The organism is Sphingomonas sp. HT-1, from assembly GCF_048568905.1.
Lineage (GTDB): Bacteria > Pseudomonadota > Alphaproteobacteria > Sphingomonadales > Sphingomonadaceae > Sphingomonas.
Genome location: NZ_CP183770.1, coordinates 822,093 through 842,358 on the forward strand (window position 1 = coordinate 822,093; position 20,266 = coordinate 842,358).

17 protein-coding genes and 1 tRNA gene are annotated in these 20,266 nt (G+C 63.4%); 9 read left to right on the top strand and 9 right to left on the bottom strand.

The window, feature by feature from the left end; translation table 11 throughout:
* Window positions 1–18: 18 nt before the first annotated feature.
* The 4 genes from ACNFJ7_RS03900 to ACNFJ7_RS03915 all read left to right on the top strand — a co-directional run bounded on the left by ACNFJ7_RS03900 (window position 19) and on the right by ACNFJ7_RS03915 (window position 2,949).
* Window positions 19–393: a hypothetical protein gene (locus ACNFJ7_RS03900; protein WP_019367875.1), complete on the top strand. Its 375-nt coding sequence runs from the start codon at window positions 19–21 to the stop codon at window positions 391–393.
* A 207-nt stretch (window positions 394–600) separates the two neighbouring features.
* Window positions 601–933 carry a UrcA family protein gene (locus ACNFJ7_RS03905; protein ID WP_050990114.1) on the top strand — a complete coding sequence of 111 codons (333 nt, stop codon included), beginning with the start codon at window positions 601–603 and terminating at the stop codon, window positions 931–933.
* Between the two features lie 187 nt (window positions 934–1,120).
* The gene (locus ACNFJ7_RS03910; protein WP_019367873.1) at window positions 1,121–2,005 is read left to right on the top strand and encodes a sterol desaturase family protein; all 885 of its coding nucleotides are present in this window, start codon (window positions 1,121–1,123) and stop codon (window positions 2,003–2,005) included.
* Between the two features lie 5 nt (window positions 2,006–2,010).
* Window positions 2,011–2,949 (top strand): hypothetical protein, encoded by a 939-nt coding sequence (locus ACNFJ7_RS03915; RefSeq protein WP_019367872.1) that lies wholly within the window; start codon window positions 2,011–2,013, stop codon window positions 2,947–2,949.
* A 19-nt stretch (window positions 2,950–2,968) separates the two neighbouring features.
* Here the strand turns inward: ACNFJ7_RS03915 and ACNFJ7_RS03920 are convergent.
* A protein-coding gene (locus tag ACNFJ7_RS03920; protein ID WP_152997892.1) for an IS630 family transposase occupies window positions 2,969–3,915 on the bottom strand; the annotation gives its coding sequence in 2 pieces (ribosomal slippage) (window positions 2,969–3,579 and window positions 3,579–3,915; 948 coding nt in all).
* A gap of 279 nt (window positions 3,916–4,194) precedes the next feature.
* On the opposite strand from ACNFJ7_RS03920, the gene ACNFJ7_RS03925 reads away from it, so the two are divergent.
* Entirely contained in the window at window positions 4,195–6,630 is a 2,436-nt protein-coding gene (locus ACNFJ7_RS03925) for a TonB-dependent receptor (protein ID WP_026009217.1), read from the top strand.
* A 59-nt stretch (window positions 6,631–6,689) separates the two neighbouring features.
* Here the strand turns inward: ACNFJ7_RS03925 and ACNFJ7_RS03930 are convergent, their stop codons facing one another.
* Together ACNFJ7_RS03930 and ACNFJ7_RS03935 are read right to left on the bottom strand one after the other, a co-directional pair.
* The gene (locus tag ACNFJ7_RS03930) at window positions 6,690–7,943 is read right to left on the bottom strand and encodes a DUF2264 domain-containing protein (RefSeq protein WP_019370029.1); all 1,254 of its coding nucleotides are present in this window, start codon (window positions 7,941–7,943) and stop codon (window positions 6,690–6,692) included.
* A gap of 20 nt (window positions 7,944–7,963) precedes the next feature.
* Window positions 7,964–8,893, bottom strand: a complete 930-nt coding sequence (locus ACNFJ7_RS03935) for a DUF4861 family protein (protein ID WP_019370030.1) — start codon at window positions 8,891–8,893, stop codon at window positions 7,964–7,966.
* 101 nt (window positions 8,894–8,994) lie between these two features.
* Between ACNFJ7_RS03935 and ACNFJ7_RS03940 the strand changes: the two genes are divergently transcribed.
* From ACNFJ7_RS03940 to ACNFJ7_RS03955, 4 genes are all read left to right on the top strand, one after another.
* On the top strand, window positions 8,995–9,810 hold the full coding sequence (locus tag ACNFJ7_RS03940; protein WP_237718461.1) for a FadR/GntR family transcriptional regulator: 816 nt from the start codon (window positions 8,995–8,997) through the stop codon (window positions 9,808–9,810).
* Between the two features lie 234 nt (window positions 9,811–10,044).
* Window positions 10,045–12,954 carry a TonB-dependent receptor gene (locus ACNFJ7_RS03945; protein ID WP_019370032.1) on the top strand — a complete coding sequence of 970 codons (2,910 nt, stop codon included), beginning with the start codon at window positions 10,045–10,047 and terminating at the stop codon, window positions 12,952–12,954.
* A 128-nt stretch (window positions 12,955–13,082) separates the two neighbouring features.
* Window positions 13,083–14,234 (top strand): glycoside hydrolase family 88/105 protein, encoded by a 1,152-nt coding sequence (locus tag ACNFJ7_RS03950; protein ID WP_019370033.1) that lies wholly within the window; start codon window positions 13,083–13,085, stop codon window positions 14,232–14,234.
* A 174-nt stretch (window positions 14,235–14,408) separates the two neighbouring features.
* Window positions 14,409–15,355, top strand: a protein-coding gene (locus ACNFJ7_RS03955) for an IS630 family transposase (protein WP_152997892.1) whose coding sequence is annotated in 2 segments (ribosomal slippage) — window positions 14,409–14,745 and window positions 14,745–15,355 — 948 coding nt in all. Because the reading frame shifts where the segments join, the coding sequence is not laid out codon by codon here.
* Between the two features lie 291 nt (window positions 15,356–15,646).
* On the opposite strand, the gene ACNFJ7_RS03960 is transcribed toward ACNFJ7_RS03955, so the two are convergent.
* From ACNFJ7_RS03960 to ACNFJ7_RS03985, 6 genes are all read right to left on the bottom strand, one after another.
* A tRNA-Glu gene (locus tag ACNFJ7_RS03960) sits at window positions 15,647–15,721 on the bottom strand.
* A 54-nt stretch (window positions 15,722–15,775) separates the two neighbouring features.
* Window positions 15,776–17,542 (bottom strand): single-stranded-DNA-specific exonuclease RecJ, encoded by a 1,767-nt coding sequence (gene recJ / locus ACNFJ7_RS03965; protein WP_019369990.1) that lies wholly within the window; start codon window positions 17,540–17,542, stop codon window positions 15,776–15,778.
* 76 nt (window positions 17,543–17,618) lie between these two features.
* Complete coding sequence (locus tag ACNFJ7_RS03970; protein WP_019369989.1) at window positions 17,619–17,783, bottom strand: hypothetical protein; 165 nt, start codon at window positions 17,781–17,783, stop codon at window positions 17,619–17,621.
* 159 nt (window positions 17,784–17,942) lie between these two features.
* Entirely contained in the window at window positions 17,943–18,671 is a 729-nt protein-coding gene (locus tag ACNFJ7_RS03975) for a 2OG-Fe(II) oxygenase (protein WP_019369988.1), read from the bottom strand.
* A gap of 104 nt (window positions 18,672–18,775) precedes the next feature.
* Window positions 18,776–19,654, bottom strand: coding sequence for an RcnB family protein (locus ACNFJ7_RS03980; RefSeq protein ID WP_026009214.1), 879 nt, complete (start codon window positions 19,652–19,654; stop codon window positions 18,776–18,778).
* Between the two features lie 104 nt (window positions 19,655–19,758).
* Window positions 19,759–20,232, bottom strand: a complete 474-nt coding sequence (locus tag ACNFJ7_RS03985) for a (2Fe-2S)-binding protein (protein ID WP_019369986.1) — start codon at window positions 20,230–20,232, stop codon at window positions 19,759–19,761.
* Between the last annotated feature and the right edge of the window lie 34 nt (window positions 20,233–20,266).

Consider the following 20,266-nt stretch of genomic DNA (forward strand, 5'->3'; position numbering starts at 1 on the left):
CCGGTCAGCATCCTGGGCATGGGATATGCTTCCAGCCTTGCACTGCTCGCCGCGCTGCTCGCCGCGCCCGGCGCGCAGGCCGATGCGCTTCCCACCGCCAAGCTCGTCCGCTGCGACGCCGGTGATTGTCTGCTGATCCGCGGTGAGCGTAGGTCGGCGGCCGCCCGCATCACGATCAACGATCACCTTGTACCGGCAAGCGGCCGGCGCGGCTGGAAGGTACGGCTGCCCTTGGCAACGGTGCGCAACTGGGCATCGCCTTTCGCGCGTACGCTCGCGGTAGCGGCGGTCGACGCATCGGGGCGGGTCGAGTGGCAGGCGACGGTGCGGCTGCCGATAGGTTTGCTGGGCCATGATGTAGCATTGGCGTCGCTGGTGGTACGTGCGCGTTGATGCGTAATACTGTCCAATAGAAAGACGGAGTATGAAGAAGGACTAGAGTCGTAATAAAGCACTGCTGCATTGCAACACTTGCCTCATCCTTGCATGGGGGAAGTCCTTAAGGCGTTCTGTAGCTTTTCATCTTGCGATTTGTCGCGCCTGCGGCTAGATGCGCCTCGACCGCTCGGTAGAGGCGGCCTTTGGTTGCAGGAGATTTCGATGAAGATGCTCATCGCGGCCGCCGCCGCGCTTTCGATCAGCACCGCCGCTTTCGCCGGCACAACCGACACCGGCTTTGGCAAGCCTTCGGCTGTGCTCACGCTCGCCGGCCTCGATCTCGCGACGGCGGAAGGCCAGCAGCGTCTGGCAATCCGCGTCGATCAGGCTGCTCGCATCGTCTGCGGCGAAAGCCTCGCCACGATCCACCCCGAACTCGAAGCCCGCGCTCGTGCCTGCCGCGCCGATGTGGCCGAGCAGGTCCGCAGCCAGATCGAGATGCGTGTCGCCCAGGCCGGCAAGGCCCGCGGCGTGCAGGTCGCCGCGCTGCGCTGATCCGACCCTTTGTAGAGCAGTTCCGGCCGCGTGCGTCCGCAGGGGACGCGTGCGGCCGCGCCGTTTCTCGCGGCTACGTCATTCGGACACCTGCGCGGACACGGGCGCGTGCTCTATTCTCCGTCGCAGGAAAGGGAAGGCACGTCGGTAGCGTCACTGCCTTCCCCGCGACCGGGGCGAACAGCAGATGAAGAATGGTCTCGTAAACCTGATTCCGCCGATATCCGTGGCGGCGGTGCTATGCTTCTGGGCGTTCGCCCCGGCGGCGATCCTCGCCAACCCTTGGACCATCGTTATCACCTCCGCGGCGATAACGCTGTTTGTGCAGGGCCTGGAGTTCCTGTTCGAACGGCACCCGGGATGGCGGATGAACTGGCGCGAATTCTGGACCGATCTTTTTTACGTTGTCTTGGGCGCGACGGCGATCTCCTGGGCATCGCAGGCGCTGGCGGAAGCGCCGTTGCTGGCGCTCAAGCAGGCGCTGGGGATTCGCACTCCCTGGGCGATGCAGATGCCGTTCCTGCTGCAGGTGGCGCTCGTGGTCTTCCTCATCGAGTTCGGGCAGTATTGGATGCACCGGCTGATGCACAACGTGACGCCCTTTTGGCTCACCCATGCGCCGCATCACCACATCACCCAGCTCAATGCTGCCAAGGGCTATGTCGGCAATCCGGTCGAGCTGTTCCTGATCAGCCTCAGCGTCGTTGCCCTTTTCGACCTGCCGCTGACCGCCGTTTTCTGCGCGCTGAACGTGCTTGGCGTGGTTTCCACCTTCGCACACGCCAATGTGAGGGCCAATCCGCCGATCTGGTACAGCTTTGTTTTCACGACGATTCGCCACCATAGCCTTCACCATTCGGTTCCCTATGAAGATACACGCTGCAACTACGGCAACGCGCTAATCCTACTCGATCGCATCTTCGGCACATACAAGGAGGGCGAGGCATCGGTGGTAGGACAGGACGATCGCCGTCGGCTCTCGATTCGCGAGCAGTGGCTATTCCCGTTCCAGCCGATCTTTGCGCGACTGAAGCGCAGCCCAGCAATCTCCACCGATGTCGTGGCAGGCTGAGCGCGATGGCCTGGATGCTGATGTTTGCAGCGCTGCTGGCCAGCAGCGCCGCCGCTGAGGCCACCGATCCGCTGCCGCGCGAGGAACAGGTGCTGTCGGTTCCCGGTTTCGCCGATTTCCTGGCAGTGGACGGGGATAGCGTTTGGGCCACCAACAGGGGGCGAGTGGAGCGCTGGTCGCGCAGTGGCAAGCTCGCCGAAGTGGTGTTGGCACATCCATGCGGCGCCATGACGATCACCGCCGGCTCGCTGTGGGTCGCCGATTGCAAGGACGCCACGCTTAACCGGATTGACCTGAAGACCGCTAAGCTCTTGGCGGCGATTCCCACTGGAATCGCCAACCCTAAGGGCGAGTTGAACGTGGTCGCTGGAGCAGGATCGATCTGGGTAGCGAGCGACGCGGGTGGCAAACTGGCGCGCGTCGACCCCGCGAGTAACCGGGTAGTCGCCTCCATCGCCGTCGATCCGGGCACCTTCTTCCTCACTTTTGGCTTCGGTTCGGTCTGGGCGGTCAGCAGCGATGCCCAGACGGTGCAACAGGTCGATCCTGCCACCAACCAGGTCGTCCGCCGCACGGGGCTGGGAAAGCAGCCGGGCTTTCTCGCCGCCGGGGAAGGCGCGGTATGGGTGCAAGAACAGGGCGACGGTACGCTGGCGCGGATCGATCCGGCCAGCGGCGCGGTCTCTGGCCGCGTGAAGGTAGGCGCCGACTTGCTCTACGGTGATATCGACACCGGAAATGGAGCGGTCTGGCTCCGCACCACCGCAGACCAGACTTTCGTGAAGATCGATCCGCAGTCTCTCGCGATCCTCGGTCGGCTTGGCACTGCGAGCGGAAGCGGGGCGCTGCGGTTTGCCGGAAATGGTCTCTGGACCAGCGCGCATGACGTGCACACGCTGTCTTGGTGGAGTCTAGGCCCCGCGCCGGCAGCAAAGACGCGATAGCCCTTAGAGCGTTTTCCGATCAATCTGGATCATATCCGCAGGAACTGAAGTAGTTGGCGCATTCGCTGGGCTGGAAGATGTCGACGAGCGCGCCGATGCGGTTCCACAGGCCGCTGACAGTGCGCTCGCCGGCTTTTCGCAGCATGGCCTTGAGGCGTGCAAAGGCCTTTTCGATCGGGTTGAAGTCAGGGCTGTAGGGCGGGAGGAAGCGCAGCGTTGCGCCTGCCGCCTCGATCCGATGCTGGACCGCCGGTCGCTTGTGGCTCGACAGATTGTCCATGATGACGATGTCGCCGGGGCGCAGTGTGGGCACAAGGACCTGCGCCACATAGGCTTCGAACCAGTCGCCGTTGATCGGGCCGTCGAGCACCATCGGCGCGACCATGCCGGTCATGCGCAGGCCGGCAACCAGCGTGGTGGTTTTGCGATGGCCATGCGGATATCCCATCCGCAGCCGCTCACCCCTGGCGCAGCGGCCATGGCTGCGGGTCATGTTGGTGGCGGTCCAGGTCTCGTCGATGAAGACCAGGTGTTCCGGTTCCAGATCGACCTGGCCGTCGAACCAGTCGCGGCGCTGTTTCAGGATGTCGGGCCGGTCTTGCTCGACAGCATGGCCAGTCTTTTTTTGCGCGTCATGCCTCGACGCGCGAAAAAGCGATGCAGCCCTGCGACGGAGACTGCCAGACCCTTCTTGGCTAAGGCTCGGCGAAGCTCTTCCAGCGAGATGTCCTTGCGGGCCTCCCACAGCGCGAGAATGTCAGCTGCCCGTTCCTCAACCCGACGCGAACGCATGTCTCCGCCTTGCGGCTTGGCGGCAACATTGCCCGTTTCCCGCCGCTGGGCGTGCCAGCGGATCGCGGTCGACGGCGCAACCCCAAACCGGGCGGCTGCAGCCCGACAGCTCAGCCCGCCGTCAATCACAGCCAGAAGACGAACCCGCAAATCCATCGACAAAGCATGACCCATCCATGCCGGACTCCTTCACCGGCATGCATTCTGAATCAGAAATCGCGTTCCTTGGGAATCCCTCACCGATTCAGTGCGGTCAAAATCCGCTCTAGTACAATTGAAAATCGCGCCGTTCTCCTGCCGAGGAGTGCGGCGTTTACTGTTTGTCCCCTTTTGGGTATGCTGCAATGCGGTACGTCAAACGCCCCATGGCGGTTCGCCCGGTTTACCCAAAGTCTGCGATTCCAGAGACGCCCGACAAGGCGGCCAGGGATATGACAAGAAAAGGGGGCTAGGGTGGCACGATCCATTTCACGCGCGGCACTATTGGGAGCAACTGTTCTCGCCAGCATCGGCGCCGGCGGCGCGGCGGCGCAGACCGACCCAGCGGCGGCAACCGCGATCCAGGACGAGCAGGCGGGGGGCAGCGCGAACGAGATCGTCGTCACCGGCAGCCGCCGCAGCGTGACGTTGCAGGATGCTCCGATCAACATCAGTGCCGTTTCAGAGGAAACGATCAGCCGTCTGCGCATTGATGACGTGCGCGGCCTAGCCGCTTTTACGCCGGGCCTCACCATCGTCGATACTGGACCGGCGAGCACCGGTAACATCATCCTGCGCGGTATAGAATCCGGCGACACCAGCGCCTCCGGCGCAAACGGCAACGATGCCGTCGGCGTCTATCTCGGCGAAGTGCCGCTCTATCTCGACTTCAAGCTGATTGATATCGCCCGCGTCGAAACGTTGCTAGGGCCGCAGGGTACGCTCTATGGTCTCGGTACGCTGGCGGGTGCAGTGCGCTACATCCCCAATCGCCCGGACAGCACCCGCTTTTCGGTAGACCTGCATGGTCGCGGCTATGTCCAGTCGTACAGCAGCGATTTTGGCCGCATCGGGGACGTGACGGTCAATGTTCCGATCGTCAGCGATCACATCGCCCTTCGATCGGTGGTCGGCTATTACGACAATCCCGGCTTCATCGATTACAACTACATCCTGCAGCGGCCCGGCGTCTCCAACCCGCAGCCGGTGCGCGGCACCACGGCTGCCCAAGCTTCGCTCGGTACCAAACAGGACTATGCCAACAACTTCAAGCGGCAGGACGACGTCAACTTTGAGCAGACCTTCACTACACGCAACACGCTGCTCCTGGAATATAATCCCAACATCAAAGCCTATCTTACCTATGCGCATCAGGAAACTGAGAGCGGCGGTCGGCAGGCGAATGGGGCCGGTGTGTTGGGCACAGGGAGGTATGAGGGGCCGTGGCGCTATCTTGAGCCGTTTAACCGCAACGCGGATCTGTTCTCGGCCGAACTGAACATCAACCTGTTCAACGTAGCGCAGCTTGTCAGTACTACTGCCTATACGGAGCAGAAAATCGTCAACGTCGACGACAACACCGATCTGCTGCTCGATCTCGATTATGGCTATGAAGCCTTTCCGACCTTCTCGTCCTTCGCGAACAACCATCGCAAATACGAGCAGTTCAACCAGGAAGTCCGGCTCGTCTCGTCGCACGGCGGCCCGGTCAACTGGGTGATCGGCGGCTTCTACAACCGGCTGAAATATGCCGCCGATCGCCAGGAATACACCCCCGGCTTCGCGGCCTTCGCCGGTGTGAACCGGCCCGACGATCTGGAATACATCTCCTTCGTCAACACCCGCACCGTCGAAAAGGCGGTTTATGGCGAAGCGACGCTGCACATCACGCCCGCATGGCAGGTCACCGGCGGCCTGCGCTACTTCCGCTACGACGCCTTCGCAACGGGCGGCACCGATACGCCGCTGTTCGGCGGCGGCCTGACGCGCACGCCCTATCCGCTGATCCAGTTTGCACCCAGCCGGGTGCGATCGGGCAATACCGGCGACGACGGGTTCGTTTGGAAGGCCAATAGCTCGTATCGGTTCAGCCCGGATCTGCTCGCCTACGCCACCTACAGCACCGGCTATCGGATCGGCGGCGTGAACCGAGTGGCGCCTTGCGTCGTGCCGCTTCCGCCCGGCCAGAATGTCTGCGCTCTGCCGAACGAGCTGGTCTATGGGCCGGACAAGACAGACAATATGGAAATCGGTCTGCGTGCTTCGGTGTTCGACAAGCGACTGCAGTTCACGCTCGATGCGTTCCGGGTGAAGTGGAGCCAGGTGCAGGTGCCCAGCCAGACGGTCAATGGCGCGGTAGGCATCACCACCAACGCCGGTGCCGCAGTATCGCAGGGCGTCGAATTCTCCGGATCGTTCAAGATCGTGCCGGATCTGGTTCTGCAGGCGACCTATTCCTACACCGACGCCCATCTAACCGAGGATTTCCCCGATCTGGTGGTCAGCCAGGGCGTCCGTTACGACGCACTGGCGGGCGATCGTCTGCCCGGATCGACGCGGCATTCGGGAAGCGCGCAACTGACCTATACCAAGCCGGTGAGCGACGATGCGCGGATCGAAGCCAACTGGACCGCCACCTATACCGGCGACATTTACTCCCGGGTCGGCTTGCGTGGCTTTGGCGAGAAAATTCCCGATTATATGACGCATCGCGCATCGATTACCTATCGTGCGCCCAGCTTCGATATCGGCATCTTTGCCGACAATATCTTCAACAAATATGCCTATACTGCGGTCAGCAACGATCTGAGTTCGTTCAACCAGACGCGAACCGGCGTGGTAGAGCGCTATTATGCGCGATCTGTGCTCACGCCCCGCCGCGTAGGTATCGACTTCCGCTTCCACTACTGACGGGATGTCGCCGGGTCGCCGCGACAGCATCGCTGCGCGGCACCCGGCGCGTCTCACGGTTAATAGTCGACATAATAATCCTTCGGGAAGTAACTCCCCGAAAAAGCTTTTTTTGAGGTCCAGTCGAGCGGCGGATCGATCCAATAACCATCATCCGCTGGCAAACCGAGCGCCAACAGGCTCTCGGACGCGATATACATGCTACCGGCATTGGAATAGGCATCACCCAGCGTCGGCTGCGCGCGGGCGAAGCCGATCGTGAGATAGCCGTTCGAATCGAAGTTACTGGGGTGGGCGAAGATCGCTCGCTGCGCCGCCAACGTAGACGCGCGGACCTGTCCCGCAGGCAGGGACGGCGGCAGTCGATTGCGCCAGGCGAGCAGGCCTAGCGGCTGGAAAACCGCTGTCCGATAGGTAAGCGAGCGCCCGATCGGCGCGTAGCTCCCGTCCGGACCGATCAAACGCTCCAAGTGCTCGCCATAACGCTGCATTCGCCGCCAAGCCTGCGCGCGCAGATCCTCCGCCGGTGTGTTGGCAAGCCGCACGCCTGCCGCGGCCACGACGTCCAGCACCTGCACCAGCATCGGGTGAATTACATAGGATCCGTAATGGTCGAAATGGAAGCGGGGCCCATCGGCATACCAGCCGTCGCCGACATACCATTCGTTGATCTTGCGCACTGCCAGATCGACGCGCATCGGATCCCAGGCCTCACCGATCGAAAGCAGGAACGCCTCGTTTATGGCCGCGAACAGCAGCCAGTTCGTGTACGGCGGCGACACGCGGCGCAGACCCTTGATCTCCTCGACGATGCGGCCCTTAGTAGCGCTGTCGAGCGGTTCCCAAAGCTGCTTGGGCGCACGCAGCAGCGCTTGGGTGAAGAAGGCGGAATCGACCAGCGATTGCCCTTCGCTCCGCCACAGCAGATAGTCGGGGCTGTTCGGATCGACCGAATGGGCAAGGCTGGCCAGCGTCTGACGGCGCAAGTCTCTGCGCAGCATGCCTTCGGCGGTATTTTCGTCCGGCAGCGATAGCCAAGGTGCGATGCCCGAGATCAGTCGCCCGAATGCCTCCAGATAAGCGACCTTCGTATTGCGCCCGTCCCAACTGGGACTGAGCGCGGGCCGGAACGTCACCTGCAGTGTACCCCGTGACATCGGGCCGAGGATCGGCGCAGCCATTTTCGTCAACAGATCGAGCATGTAGCGGCGGTCCGCCGCACCTGAAGGTTCGGCTGCGCGGGCGCTGCCCGATGCAAGCGCGGCAGCCGTGCCGGCGCCAGCTGCTGCGGTAAGGAATTGGCGGCGTTCCATGCAATTTTCCAGGTGTCAGTTCAGCTGGGCACAGTGAAGTTAAGATTTTGGGAGGCAGCGTAGCGATCCCAGGCCTCGCGCGTGCGGAAGCCGCCTTCCCCGAGGCTCCAGGCCGAACCCGAATAATAAACGAAGGGCTGGCCCGGCTGGACCTTCACCAGGACGAGATAATTGTCGGCATCCTGTTTGATGTCGACGATGTTCACGGGATCGACGCGGATTGCCACCGCCATGCGGCCATGGTCCGCACTGTCGGGACCCCACCAGGAAAGCAGCCCGCGCGCGCGATCCACGGTCAGTTCGCCGCCATCGCCCGTCGTGCGTTTGCCGATGCCGATGCCCACGATAAGCGCACCCGGCCGATCCGAGTGGAGCGTTGAAACCATGCGCGTGAAATGCGTGCCAAGCGGAAGCGTGAAGCGGCGCTTCTCCCAAACCTTGCGGGCTATATCAATTGGCCAAGGATCATATGCCACGGTGAAATCGGCGATGTCCGGCCCATTTTTGATAATGCTATGGCTGCGATAGTTGCGCGACGTCCAGAGCTTGTTGTCGTGCCAGATACCCAGGCCACCAGCGCCCCGACTCGTGCCGACATGGTAGAAGTCCAGACCCTCGCCATGGTACCCGTGCTGATCGCCCGCGCGCAGCTGTCGGTCCATGTAGGGCCAGCGCACATTCTTGCCCCAACTATCGACGCCGGAGCTGGAGGGCGGCTCCGATGCTTCGAGTGCGCGGGAATAGATGCGGTGCGCCGTCTTGTCGTTTTCCCAAAGGAGATCGCCGTAGCGATAGTCGGCGACCGTCACCGCAACCCGCGGCGTCCGGTCGGGCGGAGGGGGGAGGGCGTTTACCACCGGCGGCAGGCGCTCGGGAGCCGGTTGCTCCTGCGCAAGGACCGGCCCGGCGAGAGCAAGGCTCAGGCCTGCAAGCAGCGCGCGTACGCTCATCTCATTCTCCCCCAAGCACAGGATCTCGCGAGGTGTGCGCAAGTGATCGCATAACTGTTCCTCCCCTGTCCTTGCATCCGCATCGACTAGCGAATGTGCCGGTGCTAGAGCAAACCTACGCATCGGAGATTGGTATGACAAGTGATGAAGAGGCTGTTGCTGTCGAAGCCTTGGCCGGCGCGGGAGAGACTGCACGCACGGGATCTCTGACCGACGAACTGTTCGCCAAGCTGGAAGCGCAGATCCGATCGGGCGAACTGCCATCCGGTGCCCGGTTGCCGTCACAAAAGGAAATTGCGCTGGCGGAGCGGGTCAGCCGCACGGTGGTCCGGGAGGCGGTGGCACGATTGACCGCTCATGGGCTTACCGTGTCCCGCCAGGGGGCGGGGGTGTTCGTCGCGGAAACCGCTGAATACCGCGCTTTCCAGATAACGCGGGATGAGGTTCAAGAACTCGCCGACGTCATAAAATTGCTTGAAATGCGAATGGCGGTGGAAACCGAAATGGCAGGCTTGGCGGCGGCGCGGCGCACGACCGCTGATATTGGCGCGATACAGGACGCGCTGGCTGAAATGGTCGCGGTCGCCAACGATCCGGCTGCGGCGGCAACCGCGGATGCGGCGTTCCACCTAGCGATCGCGCGTGCCACCCAGAACGAATATTACGCCCGCTTCGTGGAGTTCCTCGGCCTGCGTCTCGTTCCGTCGCGCACCCTCTATCTTGGCGACAAGCCCCGTGAGGCGCATCAATCCTATGCCGATAAGGTACTTAGCGAGCATCAGGCGATCGTCGATGCGATCATCCGCATGGACTCGGCGCGCGCGCGCGAGGCGGCTCGCCAACACATGCACGAAAGCCTGACGCGCCACTCCACGTTGAGCGCGAGCTTGCGCACGCGCGCATACGGCGCCGTTTGATCGACAAGCCGTCAGGCTATCATATAATCTCCCATTCTTCTGCAGCGCTGGCCAACGTGCCGGGGCGCGGTGCCCCACGATAACAAGCTCGTGTGGGTAAAAGCTGCGGTTGACCTTCGTAAGCGAAGTTATCATACAAGATGTGCACGCACGGCTAGATCGTGAACGTGAAGGGAGAGAAGGATGGGGAGACGAAATCTCGCGTCGGCGGTTTCTGCTGGCGCGCTTGCGTGCATGCTGGCCGCAGGGCCCTCCCATGCGCAGGAAGAAGCCCGTGCGGCCAATCCTGCACAGCCAGCGGCCGCGCAGGACGAAGCACAGGAAGTGTCGGCGGCGGAAGAAATCGTCGTCACCGGCTTCCGCAGCAGTCTGGCTCAGGCGGTTCAACTGAAGCGAAACGAGATCGCCTTTCGCGACTCGATCGTGGCCGAAGACATCGGCAAGTTCCCCGAAGCGAATGTCGCCGACTCGATGCAGCGCATTCCAGGCGTGATCCTATCGCGCGATGGTGGCTCCGGCACGAATGAAGGCCAGCGCGTGGAAATTCGTGGCCTGGGTGCCGACTTCGTCGTGACGACGCTGAACGGCGCGCCGGTTCGCACCACTTCGGCGGGCAGCGTCGGCAGCTCTAGCCGCGCCTTCAACTATGACGTGTTTCCGTCCGAACTGTTCGGCCGCGTGGACGTATACAAATCACCGCTCGCGCACCTGGAAGAGGGCGGCATCGGCGGCAATGTCGATCTGCAGACGCCGCGACCCTTTGACAGCGCAGGCCGGGTGATCCGCTATACGGCTCAATATAACTACAACTCCCAGTCCAAGGAATGGCGGCCCCGCGGCTCGCTAGTGCTCAGCGATACCTGGGGCAATTTCGGTGCGCTGTTCGGCGTTGCCTATGCCAAGACAGTGAACGAGCGTTCCGGCTTCCAGTCGACCGGAGGCTATAATTCCTCCGCGCTTGGGCGTCGGCCCTATTATTCGACGGCGGCAAATCCGGTGCCGCCAAACACGAGCGGCCCGTTCCAGTTCGAGCTAAATCTCAACAGCCCGTTGGCAAATTTCGGCAACCTCACCCGCAGCCAGGTTGAGAATGCCCTCCTTCCGCGATTCTACCGCGTGTATACGTCGAACACCGAACGCGAGCGCTTGGGTTTCGTCGGCTCACTCCAGTACAAGAGCAGCCGGTTTGAGGCGAGCTTCGACGGCATCTATTCGAAATTGACCGACCAGATGGACGAGTTCACCTTCGGCGTGCCGGTTCGCAGCACGCGAACGGCGCCGGGCACCACCGATCTGCCGGGCCGGGGCAGCAATTCCGGAATCATCCCGCTCGACGTTAAGATCGATCAGTACAACAACTTATACGGGCGGTTCGGCAACACCAGCCTGCTGACCGAAAGCTTCTTCCGCGACTTCGAAACCGAATTCAAATACGGCGTAGCGCGGGGCGTATACACCATCAGCGATTCTCTTATCGTCTCGGCGCAGGCAGCGATCAGCGAGAGCGATGCCTGGCAGTCCGGCAATCGCATTGTCTCCAATATCTATGGCGTAGAGACGACCTACGATCCGACCGTCGACGTCACCTATCCCACTATCAGCTCGCCGGTCGATTTCACCGATACAAGGCTATATCGCGATCCCTCGCTCGGCTTCGGCTTGCAGCGCGAGATCGACGAAGTGAAAAGCGTTCGCGGCGCCATCGACTGGACGGTGGCGGATAGCGGCGACAGCAGCATCGCATTCAAGCTGGGTGGAAGCTACGTCTCCAGCACCAAGGAACGTACCTCACAGGACGGCTCGGCGCTCGGCCGGGCGAGGGCGCTGCCCAACGGCGGCACCTTTGCATCCAACCCTACGGGCGTGTTCCAGAACATGGATCCGTTTCTTCAATACGGCACGCTCGCGAACGGGGGCAATTCCGGCTATCCTTCCAACTTCGCCACCTTCTCGCGCGCATTCGTCATGGATACGCTGGCAGCGAATGTCTCCAACCGCGCTGCCCCGCGCCAGCTGAACGCAACCTATCAGGCTGAAGAAACGGTAAAGTCCGCCTTTTTCGAAACGAGCTTCAAGCTGCCCATCGCCGGGCACGAATTGCGCGGCAATGCCGGCATCCGATATTCGGACACCCGCACGGACATCGACAACTATACCAATGCCGGCGGCACCTTCAGTCCCACCAACCGCAAGGGCGGATACGAGAACTTCCTGCCTTCGGTCAGTCTGGCGTTCGATTTGACCTCGAAACTCGTGTTGCGCGGCGCGATGGGCCAGACGCTGACGCGCGCGGCACTGAACGACATCGCCGGCAGCATCGTAGTGCCAAATGCCTTCAATGCGGCAGTCACCGTGGGTAATCCGAATTTGCGTCCGCAGATCGCCACGACCTATGACGCGGCACTCGAATGGTATTTCGCGCCGGGCGGGCTGCTGAGCGTCGGCGTGTTCAAGAAGGACATCGTCGATCGGCCGACCGCTGTCATAGAAGACATTCCCTTCGCGCAGGCTGGTCTAGACGCCAGCTTCTTCAGCTGCGCGGCTTTTGGCGGGCCGACCACGCCGTGCACGCTGGACCAGATCAACGCGCTTACAAACGGCAATCCGTTGATACGCCGCACGATCGTGCAGAATGCCGAGAGCCTGGAGCTGAAGGGCGTCGAGGTGGCCTATCAGCAGAACTTCACCTTCCTGCCTGAGCCGTTCGACGGATTGGGCCTGACGAGCAGCTTCACGGTGATCGATCAGAACCAGAAGGGCCTGGACTTCAATTTCGTCCTGACCAACGGCGACGTCATCCAGCTTCAGACGGTCCCCGACTACACCTACAGCATCACCGGCTTCTACGAGAAAGGGCCGTTCTCGCTCCGCGGATCCTACAATTACCGTGCGAAAACCGGCGGCGGACAGCGCAACAGCGGCAACAACGAAATCAACTATTTCGCACCGCAGGGCTATCTGGATGCCACCGTGTCGTACAAAATCAACGATCTTGTCGAGCTGCGCGTTGATGCCTTGAACATCACCAACGAGAATGCGTTCAACTATTTCGAGAACCCGCAACAACCCAACAATCGCGTGCACCGCGACAATTCTTTCTTCAACGGCACAACGATCGCTTTTGGCGTCCGCGGCCGGTTCTGAACGGTAGGGCGCGCTTCGGCACCGCCCAGCGCGCCTTTGCCCAAGCGTCGGCGTTCCTGCCGCTTGGGATATCGTCGCGGCCGATCAGGAGGCTGCGGCTGGATAGGCATGATCTGGAGACCGACGACATGAAGTATCTCGCCCTGGCATCGATCTTCCTTGCCGCTGCGCCTGGCGCCGTGCAGGCCCAGCGGCCGGCGGCAACGCGGCCGGCGTCCAGCGCGATCGAGGCAGCGGTGCGTCTCGCCGACTGGCAGCTCGGGCAGATGCAGGGCAACACCGTTTCGCGAATGACCGGCGAGACCCGCAATCCCCGTGCATGGGAGCAGGCCGCCTTCTGGATAGGCATGACGGCGCTCGCCGATGCCGGTGGGCCGCCGCGCATCCGCAAAGCCATTCTGGACATGGGGACGGCCAATCGCTGGCTCCCCGGCGACAACCCCTATTTTGCAGACGATCATGCCATTACCCAGGCGTACCTGTGGGCTGCGCGCAACGGCGCCGGCGAGGCTGCACGAATACCCGCACGGCGCACCTTCGATCGCGTAGTCAACCAGCCCGCTATCGCCTCGCTGGCATTCTACGTTCCTCCGGAAGGCTATGGCGCGGCGGAATGCCTGAAGCGCTGGTGCTGGTGCGATGCGCTGTTCATGGCGCCCGCCGCACTGGCGGAATTGTCGCTGCAAACTGGGGACCCCCGATACCGCGACTTCGCGATGGATGAATTCTGGGCGACGACCGACTTCCTCTACGATCCGGCCCAGCGGCTTTTCTATCGCGACAGTCGCTTCTTCGAGCGCCGCGACGCCGAGGGGCGAAAGGAGTTCTGGAGCCGCGGTAATGGATGGGTGTTCGCTGGCATGGCTCGTATCCTTCCGCTGCTCCCCAGGCACAATGCCGATCGGGTGCGGATGGAAGCGCTGTTCCAGCAGATGGCGAGCCGGCTCAAGGAACTGCAAAAGCCCGACGGGTATTGGTCGCCGTCGCTGCTCGCCCCGGAAGGATCGCCGCGGGAATCTAGCGGCACCGGCTTCTACACCTACGGCCTAGCCTGGGGGATCAACAACGGCCTGCTGCCGCGTGCCGAATATGAACCTGCCGTGCGCCGCGGGTGGGCGGCCTTGCAGCGCGCCCTCCAGCGCGACGGGCGGCTTGGCTATGTGCAGCAGGTGAGTGACCGGCCCGAGAAGGTCGAAGCGGGCGACACGCAATATTACGGCGTTGGTGCCTTCTTGCTCGCTGCCACCCAGATAGCGGCTCTCGACGAGAGCGTACGCTGAACACGGGCCAAGCGTGTTTGAAACCATTCAATTTGCAGATGATGACAGGCGCCACCAACCGTGCGCTGCGGATCGGCACCTAGAGCGGATTTCGACCGCACTGAATCGGTGAGGGATTCCCAAGGAACGCGATTTCTGATTCAGAATGCATGCCGGTGAAGGAGTCCGGCATGGATGGGTCATGCTTTGTCGATGGATTTGCGGGTTCGTCTTCTGGCTGTGATTGACGGCGGGCTGAGCTGTCGGGCTGCAGCCGCCCGGTTTGGGGTTGCGCCGTCGACCGCGATCCGCTGGCACGCCCAGCGGCGGGAAACGGGCAATGTTGCCGCCAAGCCGCAAGGCGGAGACATGCGTTCGCGTCGGGTTGAGGAACGGGCAGCTGACATTCTCGCGCTGTGGGAGGCCCGCAAGGACATCTCGCTGGAAGAGCTTCGCCGAGCCTTAGCCAAGAAGGGTCTGGCAGTCTCCGTCGCAGGGCTGCATCGCTTTTTCGCGCGTCGAGGCATGACGCGCAAAAAAAGACTGGCCATGCTGTCGAGCAAGACCGGCCCGACATCCTGAAACAGCGCCGCGACTGGTTCGACGGCCAGGTCGATCTGGAACCGGAACACCTGGTCTTCATCGACGAGACCTGGACCGCCACCAACATGACCCGCAGCCATGGCCGCTGCGCCAGGGGTGAGCGGCTGCGGATGGGATATCCGCATGGCCATCGCAAAACCACCACGCTGGTTGCCGGCCTGCGCATGACCGGCATGGTCGCGCCGATGGTGCTCGACGGCCCGATCAACGGCGACTGGTTCGAAGCCTATGTGGCGCAGGTCCTTGTGCCCACACTGCGCCCCGGCGACATCGTCATCATGGACAATCTGTCGAGCCACAAGCGACCGGCGGTCCAGCATCGGATCGAGGCGGCAGGCGCAACGCTGCGCTTCCTCCCGCCCTACAGCCCTGACTTCAACCCGATCGAAAAGGCCTTTGCACGCCTCAAGGCCATGCTGCGAAAAGCCGGCGAGCGCACTGTCAGCGGCCTGTGGAACCGCATCGGCGCGCTCGTCGACATCTTCCAGCCCAGCGAATGCGCCAACTACTTCAGTTCCTGCGGATATGATCCAGATTGATCGGAAAACGCTCTAATCTCGGGGCTGTTTTGCCCAGGATGTGTGGGGCCGCACCATTCGCACGGGGACGCTTCATTATCGACAGCGCGGTGCCAGTCGGCGGGGCGCTCGCGCTGCCAGTGCAGAGTGAGCCGGGCAGCGCGGCCGGCCACCCCCCTCAATTATGCGGATATGGACCCGCTCCGATAAGCCGATCCGGGCGTGGGGAGGCGCGCGCATGCACACTGATTCGCACCCAGCGAGGACCCCATCGATGTCGTGTATCGCCGCTCTCCGCAAATGCTCGGAGAGTGGTGACCCCTACGGGAATCGAACCCGTGTTTCAGCCGTGAAAGGGCCGCGTCCTAACCGCTAGACGAAGGGGCCAACTGCGTGGCGTGGAGCGGCCGAATAGGGGGCGATTTCGCAGCCGTCAAGCACTCATTCCGCCCAAGCTGCATCTTCGATGTGCAGTTCTGCCGCCGGCCTGCTGCCCCAGGTGTCTACCCGCGCGCGGCCGGCCAGCCACAGGCGGCGGTGCGACGGCGCCGACAGCAGTGCCTGGCCCAGTTCCGAATCGGCTTGGCGAAAGGCGACAGCCTTCAGGCTCTGACCGTCCTGCCCGGAGACAATCACGCGGACGTGCCCGCCCGTGCCGACCACATCGGCCTTGAGCACGCGCACCGGCCCTGCCGCAATTCGCGGTGCCGGCCAGCCCATGCCATAGGGGCCGCCCGCATCCATCGCTTCGACGAGTGCGGGGTTCACGCCGGCGGGGCTCAGCACCACGTCCAGCAGCAGTGCCCGTTCACCGCGCGCGGCGGCAATTCGCTCCGCAAGCCGCGCTTCAAGGAAAGCTGCCAGCGCGTCAATGCCATCGGCGGCGACGGTAACGCCGCACGCCATTGCGTGGCCGCCCCCCGCGATCAGCAGACCGGCGTCCTTCGCGGCCAGCACCGCCGCGCCCAGATCCACGCCCGGAATCGACCGGCCCGATCCCTTGCCGATGCCGTCCTCGCCGACCGCGATCACCAAGGCCGGCCGGCCGAGCTTCTCTTTCAGTCGGCCGGCGACGATGCCGATCACGCCGGGATGCCAGCCATCGCCGGCAACCAGCGCGACCATTCGATCGGCCCCCCTCAGGCAAAGCGTTTCTGCCGCCGCTTGCACCTCCGCCTCGATAGCGCGACGTTCTTCATTGAGCAGGTCCAACTCGGCCGCGATCGCGCGTGCCTGGGCGGGATCGCGCGTGGTGAGCAGCCGCACCCCTAGGTCCGACTTGCCGACTCGGCCACCGGCATTGATCCGCGGCCCCAGCGCGAAGCCTAGGTCCGTACAGGTCGGCGCGCGGGTGAGGCGCGAGGCCTCGATCAGCGCCGTCAGGCCGATGTTACGCCGCTGCGCCATCACCTTCAGCCCCTGTGCCACAAAGGCGCGATTGAGGCTCTTGAGCTGCGCGACGTCCGCCACGGTGCCCAGCGCGACGATATCGAGCAGGTCGAGCAGGCGCGGCTCGGGCCGGCTCCCGAAAAAGCCGCGCGCACGCAACGTCCGCACCAGCGCGGCGCCAAGCAGGAAGGCGACGCCGACCGCTGCGAGATGGCCGTGTTCCGCCCCCTCCGCCTCATCGAGCCGATTGGGGTTCACCAGCGCATACGCGACAGGCAGCTCACTCGCGCATTTGTGATGATCTACGACGATGACGTCGGCACCGACGTCACGTGCCATCGCCAGCGCTTCGAAAGCTTGCGCGCCGCAATCGACGGTAACGATCAGCCCGTGGCCCTGCTGCTTCAGCCGCACCAGCGCCTCGCCCGAGGGGCCATAGCCTTCCATCAGTCGATCCGGAATATAGGGCGTCGCTTCCAGCCCAAGATCGCGCAGCAGCAGGATCAGCAGCGCTGCGGAGGTCGCTCCGTCTACGTCGTAATCGCCGAAGATCGCCACCTGCTCACCTGCTGTCACCGCATCGGCGAGGCGCTGGGCGGCGCGATCCATGTCGCGGAAGATAGACGGGTCCGGCATAAACGCGCGGATACTGGGTGCGCGGTGTCGCTCCAGGTCGGCGCGGTCGACGCCGCGAGTCAGCAGGAGCTGGGTGACGAGATCGTCGGGAGCAAAGTTCGGGTCGCGCGCGTCGGCGGCGAGACCCCGCCAGCGCCAGGGCTGGCCCAGGATCGAGCGATGGACGTTGAGGGCAGGGGACATGCACCCGATGTGGCCGGTGGGACGGGACTTGTCGAGGGGTGCGGGCCCGTCCCGCACCGAGCGGGGCCGCATCGCCTCAGGCAGCCGCCAGCATATGCTTCAGGTCGGCGCGCGCCTCGCTAGTCGGGCGGATATCGACCCTGTCGACGAGCACGCTCAGTAATTCGGGGGTGAGGAACTGCGACAGGGTGGGTCCAAGATTGATACTTGGCAGGCCCAGATGTAGCATGGTGAGCAGCACTGCGGTCGCTTCCGCTCGAACCAGCCGATTGCAGAATGGAGCGGGAGGTTATTGACGCCGAGGTTCAGCGCCTCGGCAGCGGCGGTGGCGATGCGGATCGCCGGACGTGCTGCATGCACGGAGCGGCGATCGTCTGGGCTGAGCGCAGCCTGACCAGCATCAATCCTCGTCGGCGTCAACCACGCCCGACCGATAGGTCGGGATCGCCGCACGTACCCAGGCCGCCTCGCGAAACCATTTAGTAATAATGTATTTGGTGCCCTCCACCACCCGCATGCCTTCGTGCAGCGTGTCATAATTGGGGCTGCCATCCGCCGTCATATTGTTCCACATCACCAGCAGGCCGCGCTTGGGCTTGAAGCGGATGCCGGCGCGCGGGAACCAAGTGGCGCCGCCTTCCTCCACATCGTTGAGATAGGCCATTGCCGTCCAGGTGCGCTGGCCGCCGGTCTCGACGATCGTGTCCCAATAGCTGCTGGTTTCGTGGAAATAGTCGCAGTGCGCGCGAAACTGCTGGTTGAGCGCATAGCGCTGGCCTTGCATCGTCTCCGCGTTTTCGGGTGGAATGCCGAGCAGGTGGGCGATGCGATCGTCGATCGCCTGCACTTCCGGGGCCCAGCGATACAGGTCTGAGCTGTCGCTGGTGCGATATTCCGGATCCTGGGTGGTGGCGAGCAGAGTCGATGGCCGCGAATTGCTGTCGATCAGCGAGATCAGCGTATCGCAATCCCCGTCGCTGAGAAAGCCAGGATAGGTGTAGACCTGCGCCAGATCGACTTTGGCCCGGCGCACATTCGGGTTCGCCTCCAGCCGCGCCGCGACCTCCCGGCCGATCCGTGCCCGTTCGGGGGACGCCGATCCCTTGCTGTTGCCGTTCGTCTTGCTCACCGGCCCTCTATTTGCCGCGCGGACGCGCGATTGCAAGGCTGGGCTACGACCACGAAAGGGCCGGCATCGCTGCCGGCCCAGGTGCGTGCAGGGCTTGAAACGGCTTACCAGAAGATGCCGTAGATCACATCGACCACCTGGCCGGTATCAACGTCGACGAGCAGGGCGTCGTCATAGTAGCGAACCCAGCGGTATGGGCCCCAGACGTCCGGCAGCCGATAGGCATAGGGGTCGCTGATCCAATATTGCTGCGCGAACAGGAACCGATCGATCCGATAGCCAATCGAGAAGCGGCGATATCCGCTTCCCCACCGCGCCGGCGGATAGTATCGCGGCAGGCGATACAGGCCCCGATTATAGTTGCGAAAGGATCGCCAATCATAGCGGCGGTCGTTACGCCAGCTGTTGTTCCAGATGCCGCGATTGCCACGCCACCGCTCACCGCGATCCCAACCACTCCCGTCGTTCCAGCGCCGATCGCCGTCGCCGCGGCTGGCGTTGCGGACACTGTTCCAATCTGCGCGAGACGGGCTGTCGCTACGCCGGTCGCGCCAGTTCTGATCGCGGTTCAAATCACCGCGGTTCTGCCAATCCGGCCGCGATCCGCTGCGCCAGTCGCGCTGCTGTAGCTGTACGGGTGCCGGGCGGCCCTGCGGTTGCTGGACGTCGGGACGAGACGATCCGGTAAATGCACGAGGCTGGCCTTCCGGCCGACGCCAGTCGCCGCGATCCTGCGCCTGCTGCGGCGCCTGCGGGCGCTGCCAATCGCGCTGCGCCTGCGGACGCTGCCGATCGCCACGCTCCTGATCGCGCAGCTGCGGCCGCGAACCGCCCCAGCGCGCGCTATCGCCACGCGGAGCGTCGGGCCGGCTCCAACCGCCTTGCGGACGCCCGCCCGGCCGCTGTCCCTGTTCCTGCGCGAACGCGGCGACTGGAACCAGCGCAGTTGCGGCTGCGACAGCCGCCAACAGCATCCTCTTCATCGAACGATCTCCGGTGGCAGCGGTCAGATGCCGCGCCCATGTTGTCGTAATAGGCCGCTGTCGCTGAGCCGGTCCTGAATTGCTCCGTTAGCAGATTGAAAGATTCACGCCGCTGCGGCGGCATCTCCCCGAGCGATCCGTGCCGCTTCTTGAATCGCGTCGATGAGGCGTGGATAGATGCCGCATCGACAGATATTGGGGATGCCCTGGCGAATGTCTTCCTCGGACGGGTCGCGATTGGCGCGGACCAGAATCGCAGCAGCCATGACCATGCCGGGAATGCAATAGCCGCATTGCATCAGGTTCGCCGCGAGGAAGGCCTGCTGCACCGGATGGCTACGATCCGGCGAGAGGCCCTCGATAGTGGTGACAAACGTCCCTTCGATCGCGCCGATGGTCTCGCGGCAGGCGAGGCGGGCGGCGCCGTCGATGTCGACGGTGCAGGCGCCGCAATCGCCGGTGCCGCAGCCATATTTGGTGCCGGTGAGGTTGGACGCGTCGCGCAAGGCCCAGAGCAAAGGCGTCTGCGGATCCATGTCGTACTGGACCGGCTGGTTGTTGACGGTGAACCGAGTCATGGCCCGACCCTAGCGGGAAACGGCGGGTTTCCGA